Genomic DNA, 24,115 nt, shown 5'->3' on the forward strand with positions numbered 1-24,115 from the left:
GGTTCAGGCGGCGAGCGCCTCAGGCGACGGCGCCGATCCGGGCGCGCATCAGACCGATGCTGTCGAGGTCGGCCTGCTCGCGGGCGTTTTCCTCGGCGCGTTCGCGGGCCTGGTCGCGCTCGTCGAGGAGCTCGACCTTCTTCAACTCCTCGAAGGCCTCGGCCAGCGCGGCCTTGGCTTCGTCGAGCTGGCCCTTCAGCTCGTCGGCCGAGCGCGTCAGGTTCTCGCGGCGCTGGATCGCGGCCTTGGCATAGGTCGGATAGGCGAAATGCGAGGGATCGTTGATCCCGGCGCGCTCCTGCTCGGTCGTGATCTCGCGTTCAAGATCGGTCGACATCCGCTGGAAGTCCGCGATCATGGTCTCGATCTGGGTGACCCGGCGGCGCTTCTCGTCGACCTGAAATTTCTTCAGGCGGATGAGGGTATCACGTGACTTCATCGACTCATACTCCCCAGAAGTCCCTTGGCTGCAAGACAGACGTACATTGGGACGTCACCGGTCTCGCCACAGGCCCTGATAGGCCAAGACCGGCTCTGCTACTCTGGGGATGATGACCTGACAAAGTTAGCGTTCCGTTTCCAAATTGCCCAGGATTTGCGCCAATTGCCGATAGCCGTCCGCGAGCGAGGCATTTTCGTCCTTGCGCTGCTTCAGGAACGCTTCCAGCGGCTCGTGCAGGCGGATCGCCTCGTCCACCTCGGGGCTTGACCCGGCCCGGTAGGCACCCAGCCGGATCAACTCCTCCATGTCGGCATAGGTCGCCATCACCGCCCGCGCCTTCTGGATGACCGGCCAGAATTGCGGATCGGCCGATTTCGGCATGGTGCGGGAGACGGATTTGAGGATGTTGATGGCGGGGTAGCGGCCGCGCTCGGCGATCGAGCGCTGCATCACGATATGGCCGTCGAGGATGCCGCGGACCGCGTCCGCGATCGGCTCGTTGTGATCGTCGCCGTCGACCAGCACGGTGAAGATCGCGGTGATCGCGCCCTCCCCCAGACCCGGTCCGGCACGCTCCAGCAGCTTCGGCAGTTCGGTGAAGACGGTCGGCGTATAGCCCTTGGCCGTCGGCGGCTCGCCGGCGGACAGGCCGATCTCGCGCTGCGCCATGGCAAAGCGCGTCACCGAGTCCATCAGGCAGAGGACGTCCTTCTCCTCGTCGCGGAAATACTCGGCGATCGCGAGCGTGAGATACGCGGCCTGACGGCGCATCAGCGCCGGCTCGTCCGAGGTCGCGACGACGACAACGGAGCGCGCCAGGCCCTCTTCGCCGAGGTCGTCCTGCAGGAACTCCTGCACCTCGCGACCGCGTTCGCCTATCAGCCCGATGACGCTGACCGCGGCATCGACGTTGCGCGCCAGCATCGACAGCAGCACCGATTTGCCGACGCCGGACCCTGCGAAGATACCCATGCGCTGGCCGCGGCAGCAGGTGAGGAAGGTATTCATCGCGCGCACGCCGAGATCGAGCGGCGCGCCGACGCGCTTGCGCGAATGCGCCGGCGGTGGCGAATTGCGGTACGGCATCGGCGCCGGCCCCTGCGGCAACGGCCCCTTGCCGTCGATCGGTTCGCCCAGCGCGTTGACGACGCGGCCGAGCCAGGCCGCGCAGGGCCGCACCTGGTTGGCGGCGTTGGCGATCACCGCCTTGCAGCCGCGGCGCACGCCATCGAGGCCGGCGAACGGCATCACGACGGCGTTGTTGCCGGAGAAGCCGATCACCTCGCAGGGAATGTCGCGGCCGGCGCCGGTCTCGATCACCAGCCGCGCACCGACCGACATCGCGTGGATCGGGCCGGCCACCTCGACCATCAGGCCGCGAACGCCGACCACGCGGCCGTAAATGTTGATGCCGTCGATATCGCCGATCTGTTCGGCAAGAGCCTTCATCGGACCGCCTTCATGAGGGCCTTCATTAAGGTGCGTGCCTTCATCCCAAGGGCCTTTGAGGCGAAAGCCTTAAGTTTCGCCATATTTCTGAACGGCGCTTAACTTCGTGTTTACCCGCATCGTTAATCATTGCGTCACTGTCTTTGTGACTGAGCGTGGCTCCCCTTCAGAAGAAGGCTGAGTCGCGGGAGTCGGTTAGTCCCGTCTCTTAAAGTGGAACTTGAACGGAACCGGGTGACGAAAGCTGCTTCGTACGCAAGACCTTAGGGCGATTCGATAAAAATTGCACCGGGGGGACTTGCGTTCCAGAATCAGGATTTGTTAACCATCTGTTGTCAGGATCCGAATCAGTTGTTCAAAGGCGTTTTGTGAGTGCCGCGAATGCGGCCGACCTGACGCCCAGGAGCGGCGACTATGGGGAACTGGCATGCGCGTTTTGCTGATTGAAGATGACAGCGCCGTCGCGCAGTCGATCGAGCTGATGCTGAAGTCTGAGAGCTTCAACGTCTACACGACCGATTTGGGGGAAGAAGGCGTCGATCTCGGTAAGTTATACGATTACGACATTATCCTTCTCGACCTCAATTTGCCCGACATGTCCGGCTACGACGTGCTCAAGCAGCTTCGGGTCTCCAAGATCAAGACACCGATTCTGATCCTCTCCGGCCTCGCCGGCATCGAGGACAAGGTCAAGGGTCTCGGCGTCGGCGCCGACGACTACATGACCAAGCCCTTCCACAAGGACGAGCTGGTTGCCCGCATCCACGCGATCGTGCGCCGTTCCAAGGGTCACGCCCAGTCGGTCATCCAGACCGGCGACCTCGTCGTCAACCTCGACACCAAGACGGTCGAAGTCGGCGGCCAGCGCGTGCACCTGACCGGCAAGGAATACCAGATGCTGGAGCTGCTCTCGCTCCGCAAGGGTACCACCCTCACCAAGGAGATGTTCCTCAACCATCTCTATGGCGGCATGGACGAGCCCGAACTGAAGATCATCGACGTCTTCATCTGCAAGCTCCGCAAGAAGCTCGCCAACGCCTCCGAAGGCCGCAACTTCATCGAGACCGTGTGGGGCCGCGGCTACGTGCTGCGCGAGCCGCACGAGCAGGAAGAGCGCATTCCCGCCTGATCCTTACGTTTACCCGCGAGCCCCCAGGGGCTCGCTCCTCCCAGCCTGGACCCCGCCGCAAATGGCGGGGTTTTGTTTTTTGGACGCCAACGCGGCCTCGTCGTCCTCCCTGAATTGAACCGCCACCCTCCCCCAGCCGACGAATGGTCGCTGCACGATGGGGAAACGATGATCCTGCAATCACTCGCCGGCCTGCCCGCCTTCCTGGTCTATTTCTGCACCGGCCTGATCGCGATCGTGGCGTATCTGTTCGTCTACACCCGCATCACCCCGCACGACGAATTTCAGCTCATCCGCGACAACGAGCCGGCCGCGGCGATCGCGCTCGGCCTCAGCCTGCTCGGCTTCGTGGCGCCGCTGGTCAGCGCGATCGCGCATTCGGCCAATGTGCTGGACTGCCTGATCTGGGCCGTGATCGCCCTGATCGTGCAGATCATCGTGCTGTTCCTGGTGAAGGTGCCGGTGCCGAACCTGTCGGCGCGGATCGCCGCCGGCGAGCTTGCCCCGGCGATCTGGCTCGGACTGTCCTCGCTCGCCGCCGGCCTGTTGAACGCCGCCTGCATGATCTACTGACGTGATCAACTGACATGGCTGACAAACCCTCCAGCAAACAGTTCGGCAAACGCCGGCCGCCGGCCGAGCCGCCGCCGCGCCCTTCGGCGAAGCGCTCCGGCCATGTCGCGCTGCTGGTGATGGGCACGATCGCGGTCGGCACCACCGCCTACACGCTGATGCCGCGGCAGCATTGCGAGCCCGCGCCCGCCGGCACGGATCCAACGGTGCAGACGACGTGCAGCAGTAGCAGCGGCCGCGGCCCCTCCGGCGGCTCGTCGCGATCGAGCTTCTTCAGCAGCGACTCCTCGAGCCACTCCTCGTCGGGAACGTCGTCCGATTCCGGCCATAGCAGCGTGAGCCGTGGCGGCTTCGGCTCGTTTGGCCACGGCTTCTCGGGCGGCGGCTGATCCATGCGGCGCATCGTCTGTCCCGAGCGCGACGATTGGCGGCAGACCGCCGCGCAATGCGGCTTCGTCTTTCATACCATCGACGGCGAGCGCTATTGGGACGAAAGTGCCTATTACGGCTTCACGCTCGACGAGATCGAGCGCGGCGTCGAGACGCCGACCGGCGAGATCGACGCAATGTGCCTTGAGCTTGCCGGCCGCGTGATCGGCGATGAGCGCCATCTGCGGCGTTTGAAAATACCGGAAGCGTTCTGGAGCTTGATCGCCGAGAGCTGGAAGCGACACGATCGCAGCCTGTACGGCCGGCTCGACCTCAAGTTCGACAGCAAGGGGCCGGCCAAGCTGCTCGAATACAATGCGGATACACCGACCTCGATCTTCGAGGCCGCCGTGTTTCAATGGATCTGGCTCGAGCAGGCGATCGAACGCCGCATCGTTCCGGCACGAGCCGACCAGTTCAACTCCATCCACGAGCGGCTGATCGCGGCGTGGAAAGAGATTGCCGCCGGCCGCCATGTCCATCTCACCGGCACCACCGGCAACGAGGAGGACGCCGGCACACTCGCTTATCTCGAGGACACCGCGCGCCAGGCGGGGCTATCGACCACGCTGCTCGACATCGAGCAGGTCGGCTGGCGCGACGAGTCCGCCGGCTTCGTCGATCTCGACGATCGCGATATCGCGTTCGCCTTCAAGCTCTATCCATGGGAATGGATGTTCCACGATGCCTTCGGCGCAAAGCTCGCATGCGCGCCGACGCGCTGGATCGAGCCACCGTGGAAGGCGGTGCTCTCCAACAAGGGCATCCTGCCACTGCTCTGGGAGATGTTTCCAAACCATCCCAATCTGCTGCCGGCCTTCTTCGAGGACGATCCGCGCGCCGCCGAACTCGGGACATCCTACGTGCGCAAGCCGCTGCTGTCGCGCGAAGGCGCCAATGTCACGCTGGTGTCCGGCGGCATGCCGCTCGACCAACAGGAAGGTCCCTATGGCGCAGAAGGGTTCGTGCGGCAGGCATTGTCGCCGCTGCCGAATTTTTCCGGCTTCTATGTCGTGGTGGGCAGCTGGCTGGTGAACCACCAGCCGTGCGGCCTGTCGATCCGCGAAGACGAGAGCCCGATCACGGGCAACCGCTCGCGGTTTCTGCCGCACGCGATCTTGTGAGGCGCTCGGTCATTCGGGGCGCGACAAAGTCGCGGCCCGGAATGACGAGGAGAAAATCACCTTGCGGCGGCAATCTTCAGCGCTTGCGGCATCAATCCGCCCATGGGACGGCCGGATCGCGCGGGGTTGAGCTGATAGAGACCGCGGCGGTCGGAGATGGGACGGAATGCATCGGTGATACCGACGACGGATTCGGCGGCCCCGAGCAGCAGCGTGCCGTCGGCCTCCAAGCACTTCGCCATGCGCTCGAAGATCACCGCCTTGGTGTCCTGGTCGAAATAGATCAGCACGTTGCGGCAGAAGATGACGTCGAACGTGCCGAGATGGGAGAAGTCCTGCAGCAGATTGAGCTGGCGGAACTGCACCATCGCGCGGATATCGGCATTGAGCTGCCAGATTTCGCCAGCTTGCGAGAAATACTTCACCAGGTGCTGGATCGGCAGCCCGCGCTGCACCTCGAACTGGCTGTAGACCCCCGCCCTGGATTTCTCCAGCACCTCCTGCGACAGATCGGTGGCGACGATCTCGATGCGCCAGCCGGCGAAGGCTGCGCCCATCTCCTTCACGCACATCGCGATCGAATAAGGCTCCTGCCCCGTCGACGACGCCGCCGACCAGATCCGCAACGACTTGCGCGCCGCCCGGGCCTGGAGCAGGCCCGGCAGGATGGTTTCGCGCAGATGATCGAACGGGATCTTGTCGCGATAGAAGAAGGTCTCGTTGGTGGTCATCGCTTCGACCACGTCGGTCGCAAGCCGGCCATCGCCATTCCTGATCTTCAACACGAGATCGGGAATGCCGGGAAGACTTGCCCTGCGAGCAAGTGGCAGGAGCCTGCTCTCGACCAGATATTGCTTGTCGGCGGACAGATCGAGGCCGGAGCGCTCTTTCAGGAACTTGCGCAGATATTCGTAGTCCGCGGGCGTCACGTGCGGTCCCCCGCGAACAGGCGATTGACCTTGGAGCCAATCTGGTTGAGCGGCAGGATCGCCGAACAGATGCCGGCATTGGCAGCCGCGCCCGGCATGCCCCAGACGACACTGGAGGCTTCATCCTGCGCGATCACGCTGCCGCCGGCCGCGACGATGTCCTTGCCGCCGCGCATGCCGTCCGAGCCCATGCCCGTCAGGATCACGGAGAGGATGTTGCCGTGCCAGATGTCGATGGCGGACGTGAAGAGCGGATCGACCGCGGGCTTGCAGAAATTAACGGCGGGGCCGTCGTCGAGTGCGATCGCTGCGTCCGCGCCGTTGCGTACGACGCGCATGTGCTTGCCGCCGGGCGCCAGATAAATCCGTCCCGGCTTGACCAGCTCGCCGTCGACCGCCTCGGCTGCCGGCTTGCGGCTGGAGCGCGCCAGATGCTCGGCAAGAATGGTGGTGAAGGTCGGCGGCATGTGCTGCGTGATCAGCACCGGGACGCGGTCGATCACCGGGCCGAGTTCGGTGACGAGCGCCATCAGCGCCTGCGGGCCGCCGGTCGAGGAGCCGATCAGCAGCACCTTAGGTGCCTGGCTCGAGAACGGGCGCGTGGACAGTGTCCCCGACGACGGCGCGGGCACGGCAGGCGCCGGCGCAGCGGGCCGCGCGACTGGTCCGCGTGCGGCCGGAGCCGGGCTCGGGCTCGCGGGCGCCAGCGGCGGGCTCCCAACGGCGGGCTTGCGGCGCAGCCGTGCACCGAGGTGACGGATCTTCTGGATCAGGTCGTGGTGGAAAATGTCCGCGGCCGACGCCTCGCGCGTCGACTCCGGCTTCGGAATGTAATCGGCCGCGCCGAGCGACAGCGCCTTGAAGCTGATCTCCGCGTTGCGGCGCGTCAGCGTCGAGGCCATGATGATAACGAGATCGCGCTTCTTCGCCAGCAGTTGCGGCAGCGCCGAGATGCCGTCGAGCTCGGGCATTTCGATGTCGAGCACGGCGACGTCGGGGTTGATGCGTTCGATCTGGTTGACCGCCTCGAGCCCGGTGCGCAGCGAAGCTGCGACCTCCATGTCGTGCTCGGCTCCCACCCAGCGCGAAATCAGGCCGCGTATGACGACGGAGTCGTCGACGATCATCACCCGCAGCGGCCCGGCTTCGCGCGACGGGCTGGTGGTCGAATTACCTGCGAACGCAACACTCATTACTCACCAACTCAGACTGAAACGGTTCAGTTGAAAACAATCGCCGAAGGATCCGTTCAGCCTCCGGATGTTCGCTCAGATTAGTCCGACTTCCTGAAATTTCGCCGTCACGATGTCCTTGTCGAAGGGCTTCATGATGTATTCGTTGGCGCCGGCATGCAGCGCACGCGCGATATGCGCGACGTCGTTCTCGGTGGTGCAGAACACCACCTTGGGCTGGTCACCGCCCGGCATGCGGCGCAAATGGCCGAGGAATTCGTAGCCGTCCATGACCGGCATGTTCCAGTCGAGCAGCACCGCGTCGGGAAGCCCGCGCTTGCAGGCCTCCAGCGCCTTCTCACCGTCCTCGGCTTCGAGGATCTGGAAGTCGAGGCCCTCCAGGATCCGGCGCGCAACCTTGCGGATGACGCTGGAATCATCAACGACGAGACAAGTTCGCATGTGAACCTCTGCTTCCTGTCCCCTTTGCGGGGGCACTTCCAATTACTGGCACGTCGGCGGCGGTGCCGCCGTATCAGGCCGCCATCATCTCAGGTGCAAGCTCGAGGACGCGGTCGACGTCGAGGACGACCATGAGCTGTCCGTCGAGGCGATGGACGCCGCCGGCAAGCTTCGCCATGCGGGGATCGAGGTTGACGGGGTTCTCTTCCTTGCCGTCTTCGGCGAGCCGCAGCACTTCGCCGATCTGGTCGATCAGCAGGCCATAGGATTCACCGCGGAGGTCGACGCCGACCGCCATCGGGGTCTTGCCATCCTCCGGCTTGGGCAGGCCGAGCCGGGCGCGCATGTCGACCACGGTGACGATGCGGCCGCGCAGGTTCAGCACGCCCGCGATCTCGCGCGAGGACAGCGGAACGCGGGTGACGCGCTCGGGCATGAACACGTCCTGGACGCGGGAGATCGGCAGCCCGAACAGCTGCCCGCCGATCATCGCGGTGACGTATTCGACCATGGCGCCTTCGGTGGTCTGCATCTTGTTGGTCATGTGCGTGTTCCCCTGGTCCCGTTACGCCGCAGCCCGGCTCAGCTCGGAGGCGCCGGCAGCGCCCGCGGTCTGTTCCTTCAGCGCCGCGATCAGACCGGGACGGTCGAACTTGGCGACATAGTCGTGGAAGCCGGCCTGACGGCCGCGCTCGATCGCCGCCGGCGACACCAGGGCGGAGAGGCCGATGATCGGCATCGAGCCGAGATTGTTGTCCGAGCGGATGGTCTCGGCGAACTCGAACCCGTTCATGTCGGGCATCTCGATGTCGGTCAGGACCACGTCGAAGCTCTGCGCACGCAGCGCAGCCAGGCCCTCCTGCGCGGTCGGCGCGGTGCGGACGCGGTAGCCGGCGGCCTTGAGCACCGGCGCCAGCATGTTGCGGAAGAACGCAGAGTCGTCGACCAGCAGCACCGACTGCGAGTGCATCGACGGCTTCATCTCCTTGCGGGTGAACCAGTCGGAGAACGCCATCGGCAGGAAGTGGCCGACGTCGATCACTTCGGTGGCCTGGCCCTTGATCACGGCCGAGCCCAGGATGCCCTGGCTGGCGCCGCCGACCTCGATGTTGAGCCGCTCCTCGACGATGTCGATGATCTCGTCGACGACCAGGCCCATGGAGCGGCCGTCATCGGAGAACACCAGGATCGGCTGGGCGCCCTGCGAGGCGATGGTGACGCTCTCCATGGCGACGAGCGGCATCAGCTGCTCGCGGTACTGCACCATGTAGCGGCCGTTGGAGAACTCGATCTTGTCGGCGGGAAGCTCTTCCAGGCGGGTGACGAGCCCGAGCGGCACCGCCTTGGGCTGGCTGGAGCCGGCGCGGAACACCAGCAGCGAGGTGGTCTGCTCGCCCGAGGAGGCGTGGTGGGCCGAGGCGTCGTCGCCCATCTCGTGAGCCGAGGAGCCGGCGGCGCCGAGCGCCTTGGCGATGCCGTTGGGGTCGATGATCATGATCACGGCGCCGTCGCCCAGGATGGTGTTGCCCGAGAACATGTCGATGTGACGCAGTTTCGTCGACATCGGCTTGACCACGATTTCCTCGGTGTGGAACACGCCGTCGACGACGATGCCGAAGGTCTGGCTGCCGACCTGCGTCACCACGATGAAGCCGTTCTCGGGATCGCTGGCCGCGCCGTCGTCGATCTTGAGCAGCTTCTTGAGGTGGATCAGCGGCAGCAGCTTGTTGCGCAGGCGAAGCACCGCGGTGTCCTTGATGCGCTCGATGCGGTGCTCGCTGTTGGCGCGGGCACGGACGAGCTCGACCACCGAGAGCTGCGGGATCGCAAAGCGGTCGCCGGCCGCTTCCACGATCAGCGCCGAGACGATGGCGAGCGTCAGCGGGATCTTGATGGTGACCGAGGAGCCCTCGCCGGCCACCGACTTGATGTCGATGGTGCCGCCGATCTGGTCGATATTGGTGCGGACCACGTCCATGCCGACGCCGCGGCCGGAGACCGAGGTGATGGCGGCCGCGGTCGAGAAGCCCGGCGCGAAGATGAACTTGTGGATCTGGGCTTCGCTCATCTTCTCGAGCTCGGCCTCGGTGACCAGACCGGAGGAGATCGCCTTGGCCTTGATCTTCTCGGTGTTCAGCCCGCGGCCGTTGTCGGCGATGCAGATGATGATGTGGCCGCCCTCGTGATAGGCGGACAGGCGGATGGTGCCCTGCTCGCCCTTGCCGCTCGCCAGCCGCTCGGCCGGGGTCTCGAGGCCATGGTCGGCGGAGTTGCGCACCATGTGGGTGAGCGGGTCCTTGATCAGGTCGAGCACCTGCCGGTCGAGCTCGGTGTCGGCACCGTGCATCTCCAGATCGATCTGCTTGCCGAGTTCGCTCGAGAGGTCGCGGACGATGCGGGGCAGCTTCTGCCAGGCATTGCCGATCGGCTGCATGCGCGTCTTCATGACGCCTTCCTGCAGCTCGGCGGTGACGTTGGACAGGCGCTGCAGCGGCACCTTGAACTCGGTGTCCTCGTTGCGGCGGGAGATCTCCAGCAGCTGGTTGCGGGTCAGCACCAGCTCGGAGACCATGGTCATCAGATGCTCCAGCGTATCCACGTTGACGCGGATCGACTGGTTGGCGACGCGGTCGCCCTCGCCTGCGGCCTCGTCGGCCACCGATTTCTTCGGCGCGGCCTTGTCCTTGGGCGCTTTTTCGCTGGAAGCCTTGACGACTTCCTTGACGACTTCCTTGGCAACCGGCGCCGGCGCTTCAGCGACGGGCTCGGCCTTGACCTCGGCAACGGGCGCTTCGATCGCGGTCTCGCGGAAGGCGCGCTCGAGCTCGTCGAGCGACACTTCGCCCGGACGCAGCGGACGCTCCAACGTCTGGTCGATCAGCGAACCTTGCGTCATTTCCTTTGCAGGCGCAGCCGCAGCGGCGGCCGGCGCTTCCGGCACCAGCGGCGGCGCCTCAGCCACGGGAGCAGCAGCTGCAGCAGCCATCGCCGCCATGCCCTGCTCGACCATCGCCTCCAGCTGGTCGATGAGATCTCGGTCGGTGCCCTCGGGCTCGGCTTCGGTCGCCTCGAGGCCCGCCAGGATCTCCTTGATGCGGTCGATCGAAGCCAGAATCAGCGACACCGCGTCCGCCGTCACCGGCATGCCGTCGCGGAATTTGCTCATCAGGGTCTCGCCGGCATGCGCCAGCGCTTCCAGCCGCGGCAGTCCGAGGAAGCCGCAGGTACCCTTGATGGTGTGGACCAGGCGGAAGATGTTATCCAGGATCTTGGCGTTGTTCGGCTCCTGCTCGAACTTCACCAGCTGATTGTCGACGGTGTCCAGGCTCTCGCTGGTCTCCGTCAAAAACTCCCGCAACAGATCATCCATGAAAACAGGCCTTCATACAGGGAGGGCGCGCACGATGTGTGATGCGCCATTTCGGAATGAGGCCAGCTTCACCGCAAAGCGTTTAATATTGGTTGAGTATGTGGAAAAGAACGGGACCAACAAAGAGATAAGGCGCCACGGACAAGCCGAGGCGCCTCGTAAAGGATGGGTTAACGACTTGCGAGCGTCAGGCGCGTTTACGAAGCGGTAACGGTGATGGCCTCGCCCTCATGCGCAAGCTTCACGGTGACCCCGCAAGCCTGTGCCAACAGCCGCGTATAATAAGGCTGGATCGCGTGCGCATCCGCAGCCGGGCCGCGCTCGCCGCTCAGGAGCTCCGAGATGTTCTGCGGCAGGCGCGCATTATGTCCGGTCGCGGTGATGCGGAAGCTCATGGTCTCGCCGTCGCCGATCGGATCGACCGTCAGCGTGCCGCCGCGCGGGATCGTATGCTGGGAGACGACCAGCATATTGAGCAGCAGCTTGACGCGATTCTTCGGCAGCAGCAGCCGCGGCAGATTCCACGTGATCGTGCACTTGCCGTCCTCGATGTGGCCGCGCGCCATGGTCTGGGCATCGCCGAGGTCGATCTGGGCGCCGGACGAGCCGGCCGCGCCGAAGGCGAGGCGGCAGAACTGGAGGCGGGCGGACGCCGTCTTGGCGCTCTTGCGAATCAGGTCGAGCGCGAACTCGCGATCCTCGGGCTTGGGATCGTCGTCGAGCACTTCGAGCCCATTGACGATGGCGCCGACCGGGCTGATGAGATCGTGGCAGACCCGCGAGCACAGCAACGCCGCGAGTTCGAGCGCATCTGGGGTGGTAGCGGTAGCGGGTGACGAAACGTCAGACATAAAGGGTTCCTGGAATTGCACGGCGCGGACGCGGCGAATCACGCATGCTTGACGAATGCCGCAGGTTCTAACATTCGCAAGCCCGTGGCAGCTAGCTTGCGATCGGTTCGAAGCGGCCCTAAAGCCGCGGGCGAATCAGTTGCGTGGGATGGAATTGCCGATGAATGAGGCATGCAGGTGAAGCGGATCATCGACGGCCAAGCCGCATCCGGCCTGATGGAGCCGCTCACCGCGCTGGTGGTGAAGGCGGGCGAAGCGATCCTCGCGGTCAACCGCTCCGCAATGCGGGTCGACGGCAAGCAGGATGGCTCGCCCGTGACCGAGGCCGACCTTGCCGCCGACCGCATCGTCGCGGACGGCCTGGCGCAGCTTGCGGGCGACGTGCCGACGCTATCGGAAGAGCGAACCCACCTCGCCTCGCCGCCATTTCTGGACAGCTTCTTCCTGATCGATCCGCTCGACGGCACCAAGGAGTTCGTCGCCGGCCGCGACGAGTTCACGGTCAACCTCGCTCTCGTCACCCGGGGCGTGCCGCTGCTCGGCATCGTCAGCGCGCCCGCGCTCGGGTTGCTCTGGCGCGGCATCGTCGGCCGCGGCGCCGAGCGCGTCAGATTCGACGGCGCGACCATCGGTGCCGCCGAGCCGATCCATACCCGCCGGCTGCCGATTGCGGGCGAGCCCTGGATCGCGGCGGTGAGCCGCTCGCATGGCGACCCGAAGACCGAGGCGTTCATCGATGGCCGGCCCAATGCGGTCAGAAAGACCGTCGGCTCGGCCGTGAAATTCGGCCGGATCGCGGAGGGCAGCGCGGACATCTATCCCCGTTTCGGACCCACCTGTGAATGGGACGTCGGGGCCGGCTGCGCGGTGGTCACCGCCGCCGGCGGCCGGGTCACCGACGGCAAGGGCGGCGAGCTCCGGTTCGGCCAGCGTGGCGATACCGGCTTTATCATCCCGGACTTCATCGCCTGGGGCGACCCGCAGGCGGCAGGCAGCTACTGACTGAGTTGTTTCTGCAGCGCCGGCCAGCGCTTGCGCACTTCATAGAGGAAGCGCTCCGGATCGGCGGCGAAGGCGTCGCGATTGGCCTCCCGGCTGAACAGATAGAGCCGCTGCGCCGAGATCACGTAGAAGCGGGGATTGGCCGCGATGGCGATGCCGCGGGCGATGTCGGCCGGATCGTAGCCGCCGAACTGCGGCCCATAGACCTCGGGATGGGCGAGGAAGGACGCGCGGTTGCCCTCGTTCCGGAAGCGCCAGACCGCGCCCCAGAGGTTCGCCTCGAACTCCGCCGTCCCCTGCACGGCCGCGCCGTCGACGAAATAGGCGACCGGGTCGAAGCCCTCGATGGCCACGCCGCTGAAGCGGTTGACGACGATCCGTTCGGTGGTGGCGGCCTGAGCCGGCAACCCCGCGCAGGTGAGCCCAATGCCCGCCAGCAGGCAGACCAGGAAGCCGATCAAGGCAATTCCGGGGCGCAAAGGGCTATCTTCCTGCCGTTGTGCCGTCATAGTTGCTGCGGATAACATCCGAGTCGAGGGGACATCCGGCGCAACCTAGGGCCGTGCCTGTTGGCGTCAGGTTAAGGAAGCGGCGGGATTCGATACCAGGGGTTCTTTTATGACTTTCGCATCACGCCTTGCCGCAGTGGCGCTCATCGCGCTGGCTGGCTGGATCGTGCCGGCTTCCGCCCAGACGGCCGAGCCGGCGCCCAATCTGCCGCCGCCGCAGCGGACCCCGACGCCCAGCACCTACGGGCCGGACGAACTCGTCAACGCCGGCCACCGCTTCTTCGGCAACGTCTCGCGCGGGCTCGCCTCGATCATCGAGAAGGCGGTCAGCCAATGGGGCCTGCCGAACGGCTACATCCTGGGTGAGGAAGGCTCCGGCGCCTTCGTCGCCGGCCTGCGCTACGGCGAAGGCACGCTCTACACCAAGAACGCCGGCGACCTGCGCGTCTACTGGCAGGGCCCCTCGCTCGGCTTCGACTGGGGCGGCGACGGCGCGCGCACCATGACGCTGGTCTACAACCTGCCCGCCACCAATGCGATCTACCAGCGCTTCGCCGGCCTCGACGGCTCCGCCTATATCATCGGCGGCTTCGGCATGACGGCGCTGACCGCCAACAACATCGTGCTGGTGCCGATCCGCTCGGGCCTCGGCCTGCGCCTGGGAGCCAATATCGGCTATTTGAAATTCACCCCGCGCGCGACCTGGAACCCGTTCTAGGCGTCCTCCTCCGCTCAAGTTCCGGATTCACGTTAACAACAGGGCGGGGCTGGCTTTTTGCCGGCCCGCCATGCATTGTCCTTGGTGAATTTTTCCTAAAGTCTGGGAGTTGTGGCCCATGGTCGAACCGATCATGTACCTTGCGATCGGTTTCCTGCTCTCGATGCTGTGCGGGCTCGCCATCGTGCCGTTGGTGCATAACCGCGCAGTCCGCCTGACCACGCGGCGGCTCGAGGCCGCCACGCCGCTGTCGATGGCGGAGATCCAGGCCGACAAGGACCAGCTCCGCGCCGAATTCGCCATGTCGGCGCGGCGGCTCGAGATGAGCGTCGACCAGCTCAAGAACAAGACCACGAGCCAGCTCGCCGAGCTCGGCAAGAAGAGCGACGCCATCAACCGCATGAAGATCGAGCTCGGCGAGAAGAACGCCACGATCTTCGCGCTCGAGGCGCGCGAGAAGGCGGTGAAGGAACAGCTCCGCGCCACCGAGGAGGAATTCAACGCCAAGACCGAGGCGCTCCGCGCCGCCGAAATCGCGCTGACCGACAAGCAGAGCGAGCTTGCCAAGATCAACTCCGAACTGTCCGACCGCTCGATGATGGCGGAGACCCGCCAGGTCGAGCTGGTCGCCGTGCGCGCGCAGATCGAGGAGCTCAAGAACCGCGTCGGCGATGCCGAGAAGGAATTCACCGCGACGCAGGCGCGCCTCGCGCAGGAGCGGACCGAATCCGAGACCGCCTCGCGCGAGCTCGGCGAGGCCCGCGGCCGCGTCGAGAATCTGAGCCAGCGCGTCACCGAGCTCGACCGCCAGCTGATGCTGCAGGTCAAGGAAGCCGAGATGCTGTCGAGCCGCGTCGCCGACCTCGAGGGCCGGCTTGCCACCCAGGGCAAGCTGCTCGCCGAGCGCGACTACGAGAACAACCAGCTCCGCCAGGCAAGCGAGAACTCCGAACGCACCATCAAGGAGCTGCGCGTCGAGATCGCGGCCCTGAGCGGCGGCAGGTCCTCGGCTGCGGTCGAAGCGCTTCGCGCGGAAAAGGCCGCGCTGGAGGAACAGCTCGGCACCGCCCGCGACGAGCGCGCAAAGCTGCAGCGCGACCTCAATGCGATCCAGCAGCAGGCGGAAAGCTCCTGGGCGACCGAGCGCATGGAGAACGCGCTGCTGCGCGAGCGCATCAACGACATCGCCGCCGAAGTGGCCAAGCTCGCGATGCAGCTCGAAGGCCCGAACTCGCCGATCGAGGCGCTGCTCGCCGCCGAAGCCGGCCAGCCGCCGCGGCCGGCGCCTCGCCCGGCCAATGACGCCGCGACCAACGGCGCGGCCACCCCCAGCCTGCCCGAAGGCGGCGGAACGCTGGCCGACCGCATCCGCGCACTGCAGGCCCACGCCTCCCGCGCCCGCCAGCAGGGCGCGTGAGCCGGCCGAACCCCGGTTTCCTGCGGATTGCACAATTGACGGCAGCTTTTCCGGGCCTCGGACGGCCTGGAAACTTGACACTTTCGGCCCGCACTTCTAAATCGCGGGCTCGATGCGCCGGCCGGGCCAAAGTCCGGCCGCCTGCATGATGGTCCCGGGCGCATAGCTCAGCGGGAGAGCGTTCCCTTCACACGGGAGAGGTCCAAGGTTCGATCCCTTGTGCGCCCACCACGCTTCGCCAAAAGGCTTCGCGTGGCGCAGCCACGCCAATGATGGCGAAGCGTGTCCGGCATAGCTCGAAGAGCGTCGACGGACTGGTGCGTCTTGCTCCCGCTCAAAATGTCGAAAACAACCCCATGCACAGTAGCCGACATCCGTCGGATCAAGATATTGCGCATTTTCCGAAATTTGCTTGCGCCGTCGGGCGAAACAGGGGCATGATGGCATCGTCCGGGAAGTGTCGTGGTACATCGGCTTTTTGTTTTGCGCATGAGGCTTCGTCGTCTTGCGAGCGCAGCGAAGCAATCCAGATTCTTTCCGCGGAGACAGACTGGATTGCTTCGCTGCGCTCGCAATGACGGAGCAAGGGTCGAGACCGCCTCAACCAACCCGCTGCGGCCGCAGGGCCGCGTAGAGACCGACCAGCGTTCCGATCCCGACCAGCGCTGCCGCCAGCAGCACCTGCAATTCGCCATCATCGGTCGTGCCGACCGACGACACCAGTCTGGTTACGACGACGAACAGGATGCCCACGGCGGCTGCTGCGCCCACGCTGAGATAGGCGAGTTCGCGCGTCAGGCTGCGGCCGAGAAGTCCGAGTGCCGTGAAATACATCGCGCAGGCGTTGGGATGAACGAACAGGGCGACGCGCGCGTAGCGGCCGTAGGCGTCGAGGAGAGACTCGCAGCGGTGCAGTGCCGCTTTCGAGGCCACCCGCTGCAGGAGCGGCCTGAAAAAACGCGCCTGTCCGTAACTGAGAATGGCGCCCGCGATGATGGCGAGCCACGCCACGATGAACACGGAGGTATCCGCGGGCTTCGGATTGAGCGCCACGGACATCAGGATCAGGGCAGTGCCGGGAAAATAGCCGAAATACGGGAAGACCGACTCCAGCAGCACGCAGACGAACATGAAGACCAGAAACCACGACGACCCGGTCGCGCCCTGGACGATGGCGTTCAGGTCGAACAGGTTCGTCCTGTACAGGACGAGGTACATGCAGGTGGCCAATCCGGCCAGCGCATAGAACGGCAATGCCCCCGACAGAAACCGTCTCATTCAGTCATCGGGCTTTGTTGCGCGGGCAGCCCGATCGACAAGATCTCGATCTCCTGCGAGCCGGAGCCCACGACATCGCCGACTGCCTTCCCCATCAGCGACTTCGCGACGGGCGCCACGAACGAGATCGATCCTTCCTTCGGATCGGCCTCGTCCTCGCCGACGATACGATAGGTCTGCACGCGGCCGTCGGCGCGGCTGAAGGTGACGCTGCTGCCAAAGGCGACGATATCGGTCGACGTAGGGGTGGGCATGAGCTGCACCGTGCGCAGCCGTTCGGTGAGATAGCGGGCATCACGCAACGGCACCGCCGACTGCCGGCGCTTTTCGTTGACGTCCTCGATGGCTTGCGCGGCTTCATAAGCCTCGCGCGCCGCCTGGAGCTGCGCCTGCAATGCCTGCAGGCCCGTTTCCGTCACGAGGTTTGGATGCGGCGAGATCGGCCGATCCGGCAACAGCGTCTCTGACGCAGTCTCGGCGCTCTCTTCCTTGGTAAAGGCGACGCTCAACTCGAAAATCCCGTCGAACAGTTTCGTAAGGTGCGGACTATACCTCAAGTTCGACGAAGCGGCGCAGCTTGAACACGATATCCGGCAGGGCCTGGCGGAACCGGGTCGCGTTGGGGAAACTGGTCGAGAACGGCGCGAAGGTGATCATCGCGTTCCAGTTCCGGTAACCGTAGACCGTGACGGAAGCGCCGGTCGCCGGAAAATCCTCCAGCTTGCGCAGCTCGCCAAGCACGAGATCGGCAATCGCGTCCGCGGGCAGCAACTGCTTGCCGTCCGCAGTCGTGGCGATTTTCGGCGGCGGCTCGACCGGCTTCTCGACCGGCCCCGTGGCGACCGGCGTGGCACTTGGCGCGAAACTTGGGGCGTTCTCGGAGGGGGCGTTCCCGGATTCGGCCGGTGCCTCATCGGGAATGGCGGCCGCGACCTGCTCAAATCCGTTGGTCGGCGCTGTCGGTGGAACCTCGGTCAGCGGCGGCGGTGCGATGGTATCTGCGCGCTTGTTGCCACCCAGGATGCTGCTGATCATGGCCACAAGGCCAGCATCCTTCACGTCGTCACTCATTACTCCCCCCGGCTTCGGGCTATTCTACACTCCTCTGGCGGACCGCCACAACGGATGTGTGGCCGGGCCCCGCCTGTCCAAGGCCGTCTTCAGGTCCTCGATGGCATCGGCAGTGCGGCGTCTGGTCACGCCGCGCCGCCGTGCGATCCGTCACTGCTTATCGAACGGAATATACTGCTGGTACTGCTTGGGCACCGAGCTGCGGTAGCGCGCCGGAACGGTGCCGCTGTCGACCGAATGATCGATCTCCTGCTGCCGGGTCATCTTCTTCTTCGGCTGCTTCTTCGACGCGCTCTTTTTGGAGTCGGTCGGCTGGCTCGAGGTGTCGGTGGTTGCAGCCGGCGCCGCTGTCGTCGGCGTGGAGGTCGCGGCCGGCGCAGCGGTCGCCGCGGGCGCTGCCGTTGCTCCGGCGGCCGGGGCGGTCTGCGCCAGCGCGAACGATGTTTGCACGAGAAGCGCCAGCGCTGCGGTCGCAGCCAGCACATATGATTTTTGCATCAAAACCTCCAAAATGACCTGATCCCGAATGAGGCAAAGCGTCGGCCCCGGGATCGAATTGTTCAAGCCCGGCCACGATAGGGCGGAAGCCGGCCGCGAACTGTGGCCGAGATCACATAGCTCACCGCGGCTTGCTCCATCATAGACTCATGTCGAACGCCGCGCCCACTGCGGACACCAAGACAAGCACGACAAAGTGTCGGGCTCGCCCTGGAACATGCGGACTGAGCTGATGTTCCACATTCAAACATTCCTGTCCTCAAGCGTTCTTGCACCCACTCCAAAGGAGATCGACATGCGTCGCACCATCCTCACCCTCGCATCGTTCGCGGCCCTGATCGCCGCGACCGTCCCGGCAACCCAGGCCCACGCCGCCAACGACAGATACTGCCTGCAAGGCCGCATGTGGGGTTATCCCGGCAACTGCCAGTTCGCGAGCTACCAGCAGTGTCAGGCCACGGCCTCCGGCACGTCGGCCTATTGCGGCGTCAATCCGCGCTACGCTTACTCACAGCAGCGCGCTTACTGACGAGACGACGCCTGAAAACATGCGGCGTGCCGGATAGCGCACGCCGCTCGCCAGGCGGGCCAAGGCTCAGGCTTGCGCCGTACACTTCATCTCCACACCACCGCCGAGCGCCTCCGCGAGCTGTTGACCGGCGCTGAAGCCATATCGTCGTGGGCAGGTATGGTGCGAACTTGCCACAACCGGGCGCGAAAACCCTGCGCGCTCGAGGCTGCGGGTTGTCCCGTTTCTGCAAGTCATGACAATCGGCATCAGGATGCTCATTCCGATTCGCAGGGCATCATGACAGGCAGGCTGAGGACGTCGTCGTGCACAGGGCAGCATTCATCGCATCCGGCCTCTTCCTGCTCACCGCTCCGGCAATCGCCGCCGATCTGCCGATCAAGGCCGTCAGGCCCGAGCCGCCCAATCTTTGGCAGATCGAGGTCGGCGCACGGTACTGGTACAGCATCGGCCGCACCGCTTACGATTTGCACACCAGCGGCGCGAGATCTTCCCCGGTCATCTCGAGGCTCGACTATCACAACATGAGCACGCATTCGGGAGAAGTCTTCTTCCGGATCGACAGCCCCACGAAGTTCTTCGTGAAGGGCTACGGAGGCTATGGAGGCATCACCGGCGGCACCATGAACGACGAGGATTTTCCGCCGTTCTTCAACGGGCCGTACACGAAGACGGAGAGCCAGACGCGCGGATTCCTCGGCTACGCCAATCTCGATCTCGGCTATTCATTCTACGAGTCCCACCCCGTCAATGCGGAGCCGCGCCTTCGTCTGGGTGCCTTCGTCGGCTACCATTACCTCGGCGAAATGGCCAATGCATGGGGCTGTCGACAGACCGAGCCTGGCGGCGATATCTGCGAAGGCGCCCGCGTCCTCGCCGGCAACGTCAAGGTCATCACCGAGCGCGACATCCTGCACTCCGCCCGCGCGGGCGCCGTGGCCGATCTCTGGTTTACGCCGGCACTCAAGCTGACGGTCGACGCCGCCTACACTTATTCCGACGTGAGAGCTTTCGACACGCACTACTTCACCTTCGGCACCGAGCCCTCTCGCGGCTACGGCCATGGCTTCCAGCTCGAGACGGTGATTTCCTACGCCGTGACGCCCAACGCAAATGTCGGAATTGGCGCCCGGTACTGGTACACCGGAATCAACAACTTCACCGAGCCTGCGAGCGGCACAGCGGGGCAGGCGGAGACCTATCAGGTCGACCGATACGGCACCTTCATCCAAAGCAGCTTCAAGTTCTGACCGCGGAAGCGCGGACTCGCGTCTATACCGGCAAGCACGCGCTGTTCGCCGGTCGATGACGAGAATGTTATCCGTCACCGCCGCGCAGCAAATTCACGATGCGCCGCCGTGGCTTGTTTGCAGGCACCTCCCTCCGAAAAGTCGTTGACCCCGGGCAATTGTGATCCATCTCGCTCGTGGCGGGCGTGATCGCTCCTAGGCTGCAAACTCCAGCGCAGAAAACCCAGGCCCGATCTGTTTCATCTCGACTTTTCAGGGAGGTTCTTCATGAGCAGCCGCCACGCTATTGTTCCGCGCGGTCTGAACGCCACGCGTTCGTCGCTTTCCCAAGGCCGCTTCGGCCGCATGTTCCGCAAGCTCGCACCGGCTAAATTCGGCTCGAACGATGCCAACACCGTCGCCAATCTTTCGGCGCTGGCCGACAAGATGGTCGCCGGCTTCGATGGGCCGAAGGACGGACCGGACGCGGAGGAGAGCGGCATTCCCTCGCTCTACACTTATTTCGGCCAGTTCATCGACCACGACATCACGTTCGATCCGGTCAGCTCGCTGACCAAGCAGCAGGATCCCGACGGGCTGGTCGACTTCCGCACCCCGTCGCTCGACCTCGACAATCTCTACGGCCGTGGTCCGAACGACCAGCCCTACATGTATGACGGCATCAAGTTCCGGCTCGGCGAGAAGCTGACCGGCGCGGGCGTCGCCGATGCCAGCGACCTGCCGCGCTTCAAGGGCCGCGCGCTGATCGGCGATCCCCGCAACGACGAGAACAGCATCGTCTCGCAATTCCAGGCCCTGATGCTGCGCTTTCACAACCGCATGGTCGACGACAATGACAGCCTGTCGTTCGAGGAGGTGCAGCAGCGCGTCCGCTTCCACTATCAATACGTCGTGCTGAACGACTTCCTGCCGCGCATCGTTCACGCCAGCGTGCTCGACGAGCTGAAGACCGCGGGCCACTACGACCGCGGCAAGCTCGCCTATTACCATTGGAAGACTTTTCCGTTCATGCCGGTCGAGTTCTCGGTCGCGGCCTACCGGCTCGGTCACTCCATGATCCGCCCCGGCTACCGGCTGAACGATTCGGACAACATGCTGCTGCAGATCTTCCCCGATCCGAACAACCCCGACCACAACGCGCTGACCGGCTTCCGCGCGATGGGCCCCGGGCGCGCGATGGATTGGGGCCGCTTCATCGATCTCGACACGCGCGCCTACGGCGTCGAGGACGACGACACCAATCCCGACAACAAGCGGCGGCTGCAATTCGCCTATCGCATCGATGCATCGCTGGTCGACCCGCTGCGCAAGCTGCCGCCGGAGGTCGCGTCCAATCCGTCGTCGCTGGCGCTGCGCAACCTCGAACGCAGCTGGCGGCTCGGCCTGCCGTCCGGACAGGCCGTCGCGAAAGCGATGAACCTGACGCCGCTGACCGACGATCAGATCATCATCGGCAAGGCGGTCGACGAGCCCGGCGCGGGCGATCCGCAGACCAAGATCGCAAACATCGCCAACGGTGTGTTCGCCGGCAATTGTCCGCTCTGGGCCTACATCCTCGCGGAGGCCAGGCAGTTCCAGGTCGCGGTGACGATCCCGGCCACCGGCGCGCCGGCCGGCGGAATCAACACACCGCAGCTCGGCCCCGTCGGCGGCCGCATCGTCGCCGAAGTCTTCCTCGGCATGATGTTCGGCGACAATTCCTCAGTGCTGTCGCAGGACCCGCAATGGACGCCGGTGACCGGATCGAACTTCGCGCTGAAGGATCTCGTCGCCTACGCGCTGGGACAGGGCGATCCGCTGCATTGAGCGGGTGATGTGAGATGAGACAAGGGCCGCTCGCGTGGTGCGAGCGGCCTGGTGGCCCACCTCGCTCCGACGGCGGGCCACAAGGCACGCCGGGTCGAGATCAATCGGAAACTGTTGCTGCCGAACAGTCCGGCGGCAGGTGGCTTGCATCAATGTATCGCGCGGCCCGGTAGCGGCCGGGCGACAATCCGTGATGCCGGTGGAACAGTTTTGAAAACGCCGCTGCCGTCTCGTAGCCAACCTGGCTCGCAATCCGTGCGATCGGCTCATCGGTGGTTTCGAGCAGGAACGCCGCTTCCGCCATCCGGCGTTCGACCACATAACGATGCATGGACTGGCCGACGAGCCTGGTAAAACGGGCGGAAAATACCGAGCGGCCAAGCCCCACGCGGTGGCCAAGGTCGCTCAGCGTCCAGGGCCGTTCCGGGTTTTCGTGGATCAACTTGAGCGCCGGTCCGATATGCGGGTCCGATATGGCCCCGAGCCAGCCGCCTTGTCCGGGACTGAGGGACGCTATCCAGCTTCGGAGCACCTCGACAAACAGCACTTCCGTCAGTCGTGAGAGCGCGACGCTTTGGCCGGGACGCTCGAGCGCCGACTCGCTGACCATGCGGCGCAGGATGGCTTCAAGCCAGCCACTGTCCGCCGTCGGCTTCAGCAGGAGCACGGGCGGAAGCAGCTCCAGCACGCTGCCAAACAGCGGACGTGACACCGTGAAATTGCCGCAGATCATCGTGGAGAGCGGCTTTGCACGGCCGCCATGACGAACGACGCCCAGACGTGGCGACGATCGATCGATATCCATGATCTGCAAGGGCTTGGCCCGGCGATCCGAATAAAACACGTGGGGCTCGCCGCGTGTGATCACGACAAAATCGCCCTCGGTCATCTGGATTTCCTCTCCCTGTTCGAGCGCGAGCGTCGCGGAGCCCCGGCTGAGATAGTGAAACAGCGCATAGGGCCGCGCCGGCAGCGCCAGATTCCAGGGATGGCCGAGCTCGAAATGGAAAAGCAGGGTCCCACCGAGGCGAACGCGATCGAGCACTTGGGCGAGGATATCCATGCCGCCCAAGCTAATCCGGTGGACGATCGGACACAACATCCGGACGATCAATCCCTATCGTCCGGAAAGTCAGCGAACTAGGTGATGTCGCGGCGGGCCGACGTCAGTGCGGCAACCATTTCGCCAACGGCGGATGGAAAAACCGCGACCTGACCGGAAACGCCTGTCCATTCCCCCGGACCTTATTTCGTCCGACTGCCACAGGAACAATCAATGCGAAATCTCCTATTCTCAGCCGCCAGCGTGCTCCTGGCCGGAACGACATTGGTCGGCTCCGCTCATTCCGCCGAACCGCCCAAGGGAGCAGCCCACAACATCGTGCTCGTGCACGGTGCCTTCGTGGACCAGACGAGTTGGCAGCCGGTTGCCGATATTCTCACCAAGAAAGGCTACCGCGTCACGCTGGTGGAAAATCCGCTCACCTCGCTCGCCGCCGACGTCGATGCCACCAAGCAGGCGCTCGCGAAGCAGGATGGCAAAACGGTGCTGGTCGGCCATTCATGGGGCGGCGTGGTGATCACGCAAGCCGGCAACGATCCCAAGGTTTCGGCGCTGGTCTATGTCTCCGCCTTCGCGCCGGAGGTCGGAGAATCCCTGGCGTCGCTGGCCAAGGCCGGCCCGCCGACCGAAGGCGGCAGCGCGATCCATCCCGACGCGAAGGGCAATCTGTACATCGACCCCAAGGTATTTCCGTCGGCCGTCGCGGCTGACCTTCCTCCGGAGATCGCCACGCACCTCGCCAACTCGCAGCTTCCTCTGAACCATGTTGCGTTCGAAGCCCCGGTCGATGTTGCGGCCTGGCACGACAAGCCGACGTTCTACGTGATCAGCACGAAGGACAAGGTCCTCGCGCCCGAGGCCCAGAAGTCGTTCGCAGCCAGGATCAAGGCTCAGACGACGGAAGTCGCCGGCAGCCATGCCTCGCTCGTCGTCCATGCCAAGCAGGTCGCCGAGGTCATCGAGAAGGCCGCGCTCGCGAAGTGACGGCACGGCTCCCGGCGCCTTCGCGCCGGGAGCGCGCACGCACCACTCGATTATTTCAAG

Annotated in this window: 25 protein-coding genes and 1 tRNA gene; 12 read left to right on the top strand and 14 right to left on the bottom strand. The window is 64.9% G+C overall.

From position 1 onward, the window contains the following. Positions 1-19 precede the first annotated feature (19 nt). A complete protein-coding gene (gene fliJ, locus FNV92_RS29025) occupies positions 20-439 on the bottom strand; it encodes a flagellar export protein FliJ (RefSeq protein WP_008138882.1) in 420 nt (139 codons plus the stop codon). A gap of 126 nt (positions 440-565) precedes the next feature. After that, on the bottom strand, positions 566-1,891 hold the full coding sequence (gene fliI, locus FNV92_RS29030; protein WP_015688284.1) for a flagellar protein export ATPase FliI: 1,326 nt from the start codon (positions 1,889-1,891) through the stop codon (positions 566-568). Between the two features lie 427 nt (positions 1,892-2,318). On the opposite strand from fliI, the gene ctrA reads away from it, so the two are divergent. The 4 genes from ctrA to FNV92_RS29050 all read left to right on the top strand — a co-directional run bounded on the left by ctrA (position 2,319) and on the right by FNV92_RS29050 (position 5,146). Continuing rightward, positions 2,319-3,020 carry a response regulator transcription factor CtrA gene (ctrA, locus tag FNV92_RS29035; RefSeq protein ID WP_015688285.1) on the top strand — a complete coding sequence of 234 codons (702 nt, stop codon included), beginning with the start codon at positions 2,319-2,321 and terminating at the stop codon, positions 3,018-3,020. 168 nt (positions 3,021-3,188) lie between these two features. Then, positions 3,189-3,593: a DUF350 domain-containing protein gene (locus FNV92_RS29040; RefSeq protein WP_039146000.1), complete on the top strand. Its 405-nt coding sequence runs from the start codon at positions 3,189-3,191 to the stop codon at positions 3,591-3,593. A 14-nt stretch (positions 3,594-3,607) separates the two neighbouring features. After that, positions 3,608-3,982 carry a hypothetical protein gene (locus FNV92_RS29045; protein WP_143843534.1) on the top strand — a complete coding sequence of 125 codons (375 nt, stop codon included), beginning with the start codon at positions 3,608-3,610 and terminating at the stop codon, positions 3,980-3,982. Positions 3,983-3,985: 3 nt separating this feature from the next. Continuing rightward, positions 3,986-5,146 (top strand): glutathionylspermidine synthase family protein, encoded by a 1,161-nt coding sequence (locus FNV92_RS29050; protein ID WP_143843533.1) that lies wholly within the window; start codon positions 3,986-3,988, stop codon positions 5,144-5,146. 56 nt (positions 5,147-5,202) lie between these two features. Here the strand turns inward: FNV92_RS29050 and FNV92_RS29055 are convergent, their stop codons facing one another. The 6 genes from FNV92_RS29055 to chpT form a co-directional block, all read right to left on the bottom strand. Beyond that, positions 5,203-6,075 (bottom strand): CheR family methyltransferase, encoded by an 873-nt coding sequence (locus FNV92_RS29055; RefSeq protein ID WP_143843532.1) that lies wholly within the window; start codon positions 6,073-6,075, stop codon positions 5,203-5,205. Continuing rightward, positions 6,072-7,268, bottom strand: a complete 1,197-nt coding sequence (locus tag FNV92_RS29060; RefSeq protein ID WP_015688290.1) for a protein-glutamate methylesterase/protein-glutamine glutaminase — start codon at positions 7,266-7,268, stop codon at positions 6,072-6,074. Before FNV92_RS29060 ends, FNV92_RS29055 begins: the two co-directional genes overlap by 4 nt. A gap of 75 nt (positions 7,269-7,343) precedes the next feature. After that, positions 7,344-7,709: a response regulator gene (locus FNV92_RS29065; protein ID WP_007600538.1), complete on the bottom strand. Its 366-nt coding sequence runs from the start codon at positions 7,707-7,709 to the stop codon at positions 7,344-7,346. Positions 7,710-7,782: 73 nt separating this feature from the next. After that, on the bottom strand, positions 7,783-8,253 hold the full coding sequence (locus FNV92_RS29070) for a chemotaxis protein CheW (protein ID WP_015688291.1): 471 nt from the start codon (positions 8,251-8,253) through the stop codon (positions 7,783-7,785). A gap of 21 nt (positions 8,254-8,274) precedes the next feature. Further along, positions 8,275-11,079 carry a hybrid sensor histidine kinase/response regulator gene (locus tag FNV92_RS29075; RefSeq protein ID WP_143843531.1) on the bottom strand — a complete coding sequence of 935 codons (2,805 nt, stop codon included), beginning with the start codon at positions 11,077-11,079 and terminating at the stop codon, positions 8,275-8,277. Positions 11,080-11,276: 197 nt separating this feature from the next. Then, the gene (chpT, locus tag FNV92_RS29080; RefSeq protein ID WP_143843530.1) at positions 11,277-11,930 is read right to left on the bottom strand and encodes a histidine phosphotransferase ChpT; all 654 of its coding nucleotides are present in this window, start codon (positions 11,928-11,930) and stop codon (positions 11,277-11,279) included. 171 nt (positions 11,931-12,101) lie between these two features. Here chpT and FNV92_RS29085 point away from each other — a divergent pair, with 171 nt between their 5' ends. Next, positions 12,102-12,932: a 3'(2'),5'-bisphosphate nucleotidase CysQ family protein gene (locus FNV92_RS29085; protein WP_143843529.1), complete on the top strand. Its 831-nt coding sequence runs from the start codon at positions 12,102-12,104 to the stop codon at positions 12,930-12,932. Here the strand turns inward: FNV92_RS29085 and FNV92_RS29090 are convergent. Then, positions 12,926-13,411 carry a YHS domain-containing (seleno)protein gene (locus FNV92_RS29090; RefSeq protein ID WP_143843528.1) on the bottom strand — a complete coding sequence of 162 codons (486 nt, stop codon included), beginning with the start codon at positions 13,409-13,411 and terminating at the stop codon, positions 12,926-12,928. The two genes, FNV92_RS29085 and FNV92_RS29090, sit on opposite strands and share 7 nt — an antisense overlap. Before the next feature lie 139 nt (positions 13,412-13,550). Here FNV92_RS29090 and FNV92_RS29095 point away from each other — a divergent pair, with 139 nt between their 5' ends. From FNV92_RS29095 to FNV92_RS29105, 3 genes are all read left to right on the top strand, one after another. Beyond that, the gene (locus FNV92_RS29095) at positions 13,551-14,159 is read left to right on the top strand and encodes a DUF1134 domain-containing protein (RefSeq protein ID WP_015688296.1); all 609 of its coding nucleotides are present in this window, start codon (positions 13,551-13,553) and stop codon (positions 14,157-14,159) included. Between the two features lie 118 nt (positions 14,160-14,277). Then, complete coding sequence (locus tag FNV92_RS29100) at positions 14,278-15,576, top strand: coiled-coil domain-containing protein (RefSeq protein ID WP_143843527.1); 1,299 nt, start codon at positions 14,278-14,280, stop codon at positions 15,574-15,576. 156 nt (positions 15,577-15,732) lie between these two features. Further along, positions 15,733-15,807 (top strand) — tRNA-Val (locus tag FNV92_RS29105). A 369-nt stretch (positions 15,808-16,176) separates the two neighbouring features. Here FNV92_RS29105 and FNV92_RS29110 read toward each other — a convergent pair. From FNV92_RS29110 to FNV92_RS29125, 4 genes are all read right to left on the bottom strand, one after another. Next, positions 16,177-16,854, bottom strand: a complete 678-nt coding sequence (locus FNV92_RS29110) for a hypothetical protein (RefSeq protein WP_143843525.1) — start codon at positions 16,852-16,854, stop codon at positions 16,177-16,179. Then, positions 16,851-17,363 carry a transcription elongation factor GreA gene (gene greA, locus FNV92_RS29115; RefSeq protein WP_143843524.1) on the bottom strand — a complete coding sequence of 171 codons (513 nt, stop codon included), beginning with the start codon at positions 17,361-17,363 and terminating at the stop codon, positions 16,851-16,853. Before greA ends, FNV92_RS29110 begins: the two co-directional genes overlap by 4 nt. Positions 17,364-17,400: 37 nt before the next feature. Next, positions 17,401-17,925, bottom strand: a complete 525-nt coding sequence (locus FNV92_RS29120) for a hypothetical protein (protein ID WP_143843523.1) — start codon at positions 17,923-17,925, stop codon at positions 17,401-17,403. 150 nt (positions 17,926-18,075) lie between these two features. After that, positions 18,076-18,423: a hypothetical protein gene (locus tag FNV92_RS29125; protein ID WP_143843522.1), complete on the bottom strand. Its 348-nt coding sequence runs from the start codon at positions 18,421-18,423 to the stop codon at positions 18,076-18,078. Positions 18,424-18,718: 295 nt separating this feature from the next. Here FNV92_RS29125 and FNV92_RS29130 point away from each other — a divergent pair, with 295 nt between their 5' ends. From FNV92_RS29130 to FNV92_RS29140, 3 genes are all read left to right on the top strand, one after another. Beyond that, the gene (locus FNV92_RS29130) at positions 18,719-18,952 is read left to right on the top strand and encodes a DUF3551 domain-containing protein (protein WP_041748529.1); all 234 of its coding nucleotides are present in this window, start codon (positions 18,719-18,721) and stop codon (positions 18,950-18,952) included. Positions 18,953-19,257: 305 nt separating this feature from the next. Next, positions 19,258-20,202: a hypothetical protein gene (locus FNV92_RS29135; RefSeq protein WP_143843521.1), complete on the top strand. Its 945-nt coding sequence runs from the start codon at positions 19,258-19,260 to the stop codon at positions 20,200-20,202. A 267-nt stretch (positions 20,203-20,469) separates the two neighbouring features. After that, the gene (locus FNV92_RS29140) at positions 20,470-22,008 is read left to right on the top strand and encodes a peroxidase family protein (RefSeq protein ID WP_143843520.1); all 1,539 of its coding nucleotides are present in this window, start codon (positions 20,470-20,472) and stop codon (positions 22,006-22,008) included. A 100-nt stretch (positions 22,009-22,108) separates the two neighbouring features. Here FNV92_RS29140 and FNV92_RS29145 read toward each other — a convergent pair whose 3' ends face one another. Further along, positions 22,109-23,071, bottom strand: a complete 963-nt coding sequence (locus FNV92_RS29145) for an AraC family transcriptional regulator (protein WP_168213510.1) — start codon at positions 23,069-23,071, stop codon at positions 22,109-22,111. A 213-nt stretch (positions 23,072-23,284) separates the two neighbouring features. Here FNV92_RS29145 and FNV92_RS29150 point away from each other — a divergent pair, with 213 nt between their 5' ends. Continuing rightward, positions 23,285-24,055, top strand: coding sequence for an alpha/beta fold hydrolase (locus FNV92_RS29150; protein WP_143843519.1), 771 nt, complete (start codon positions 23,285-23,287; stop codon positions 24,053-24,055). Positions 24,056-24,115 lie beyond the last annotated feature (60 nt).

The organism is Bradyrhizobium cosmicum, from assembly GCF_007290395.2.
Lineage (GTDB): Bacteria > Pseudomonadota > Alphaproteobacteria > Rhizobiales > Xanthobacteraceae > Bradyrhizobium > Bradyrhizobium cosmicum.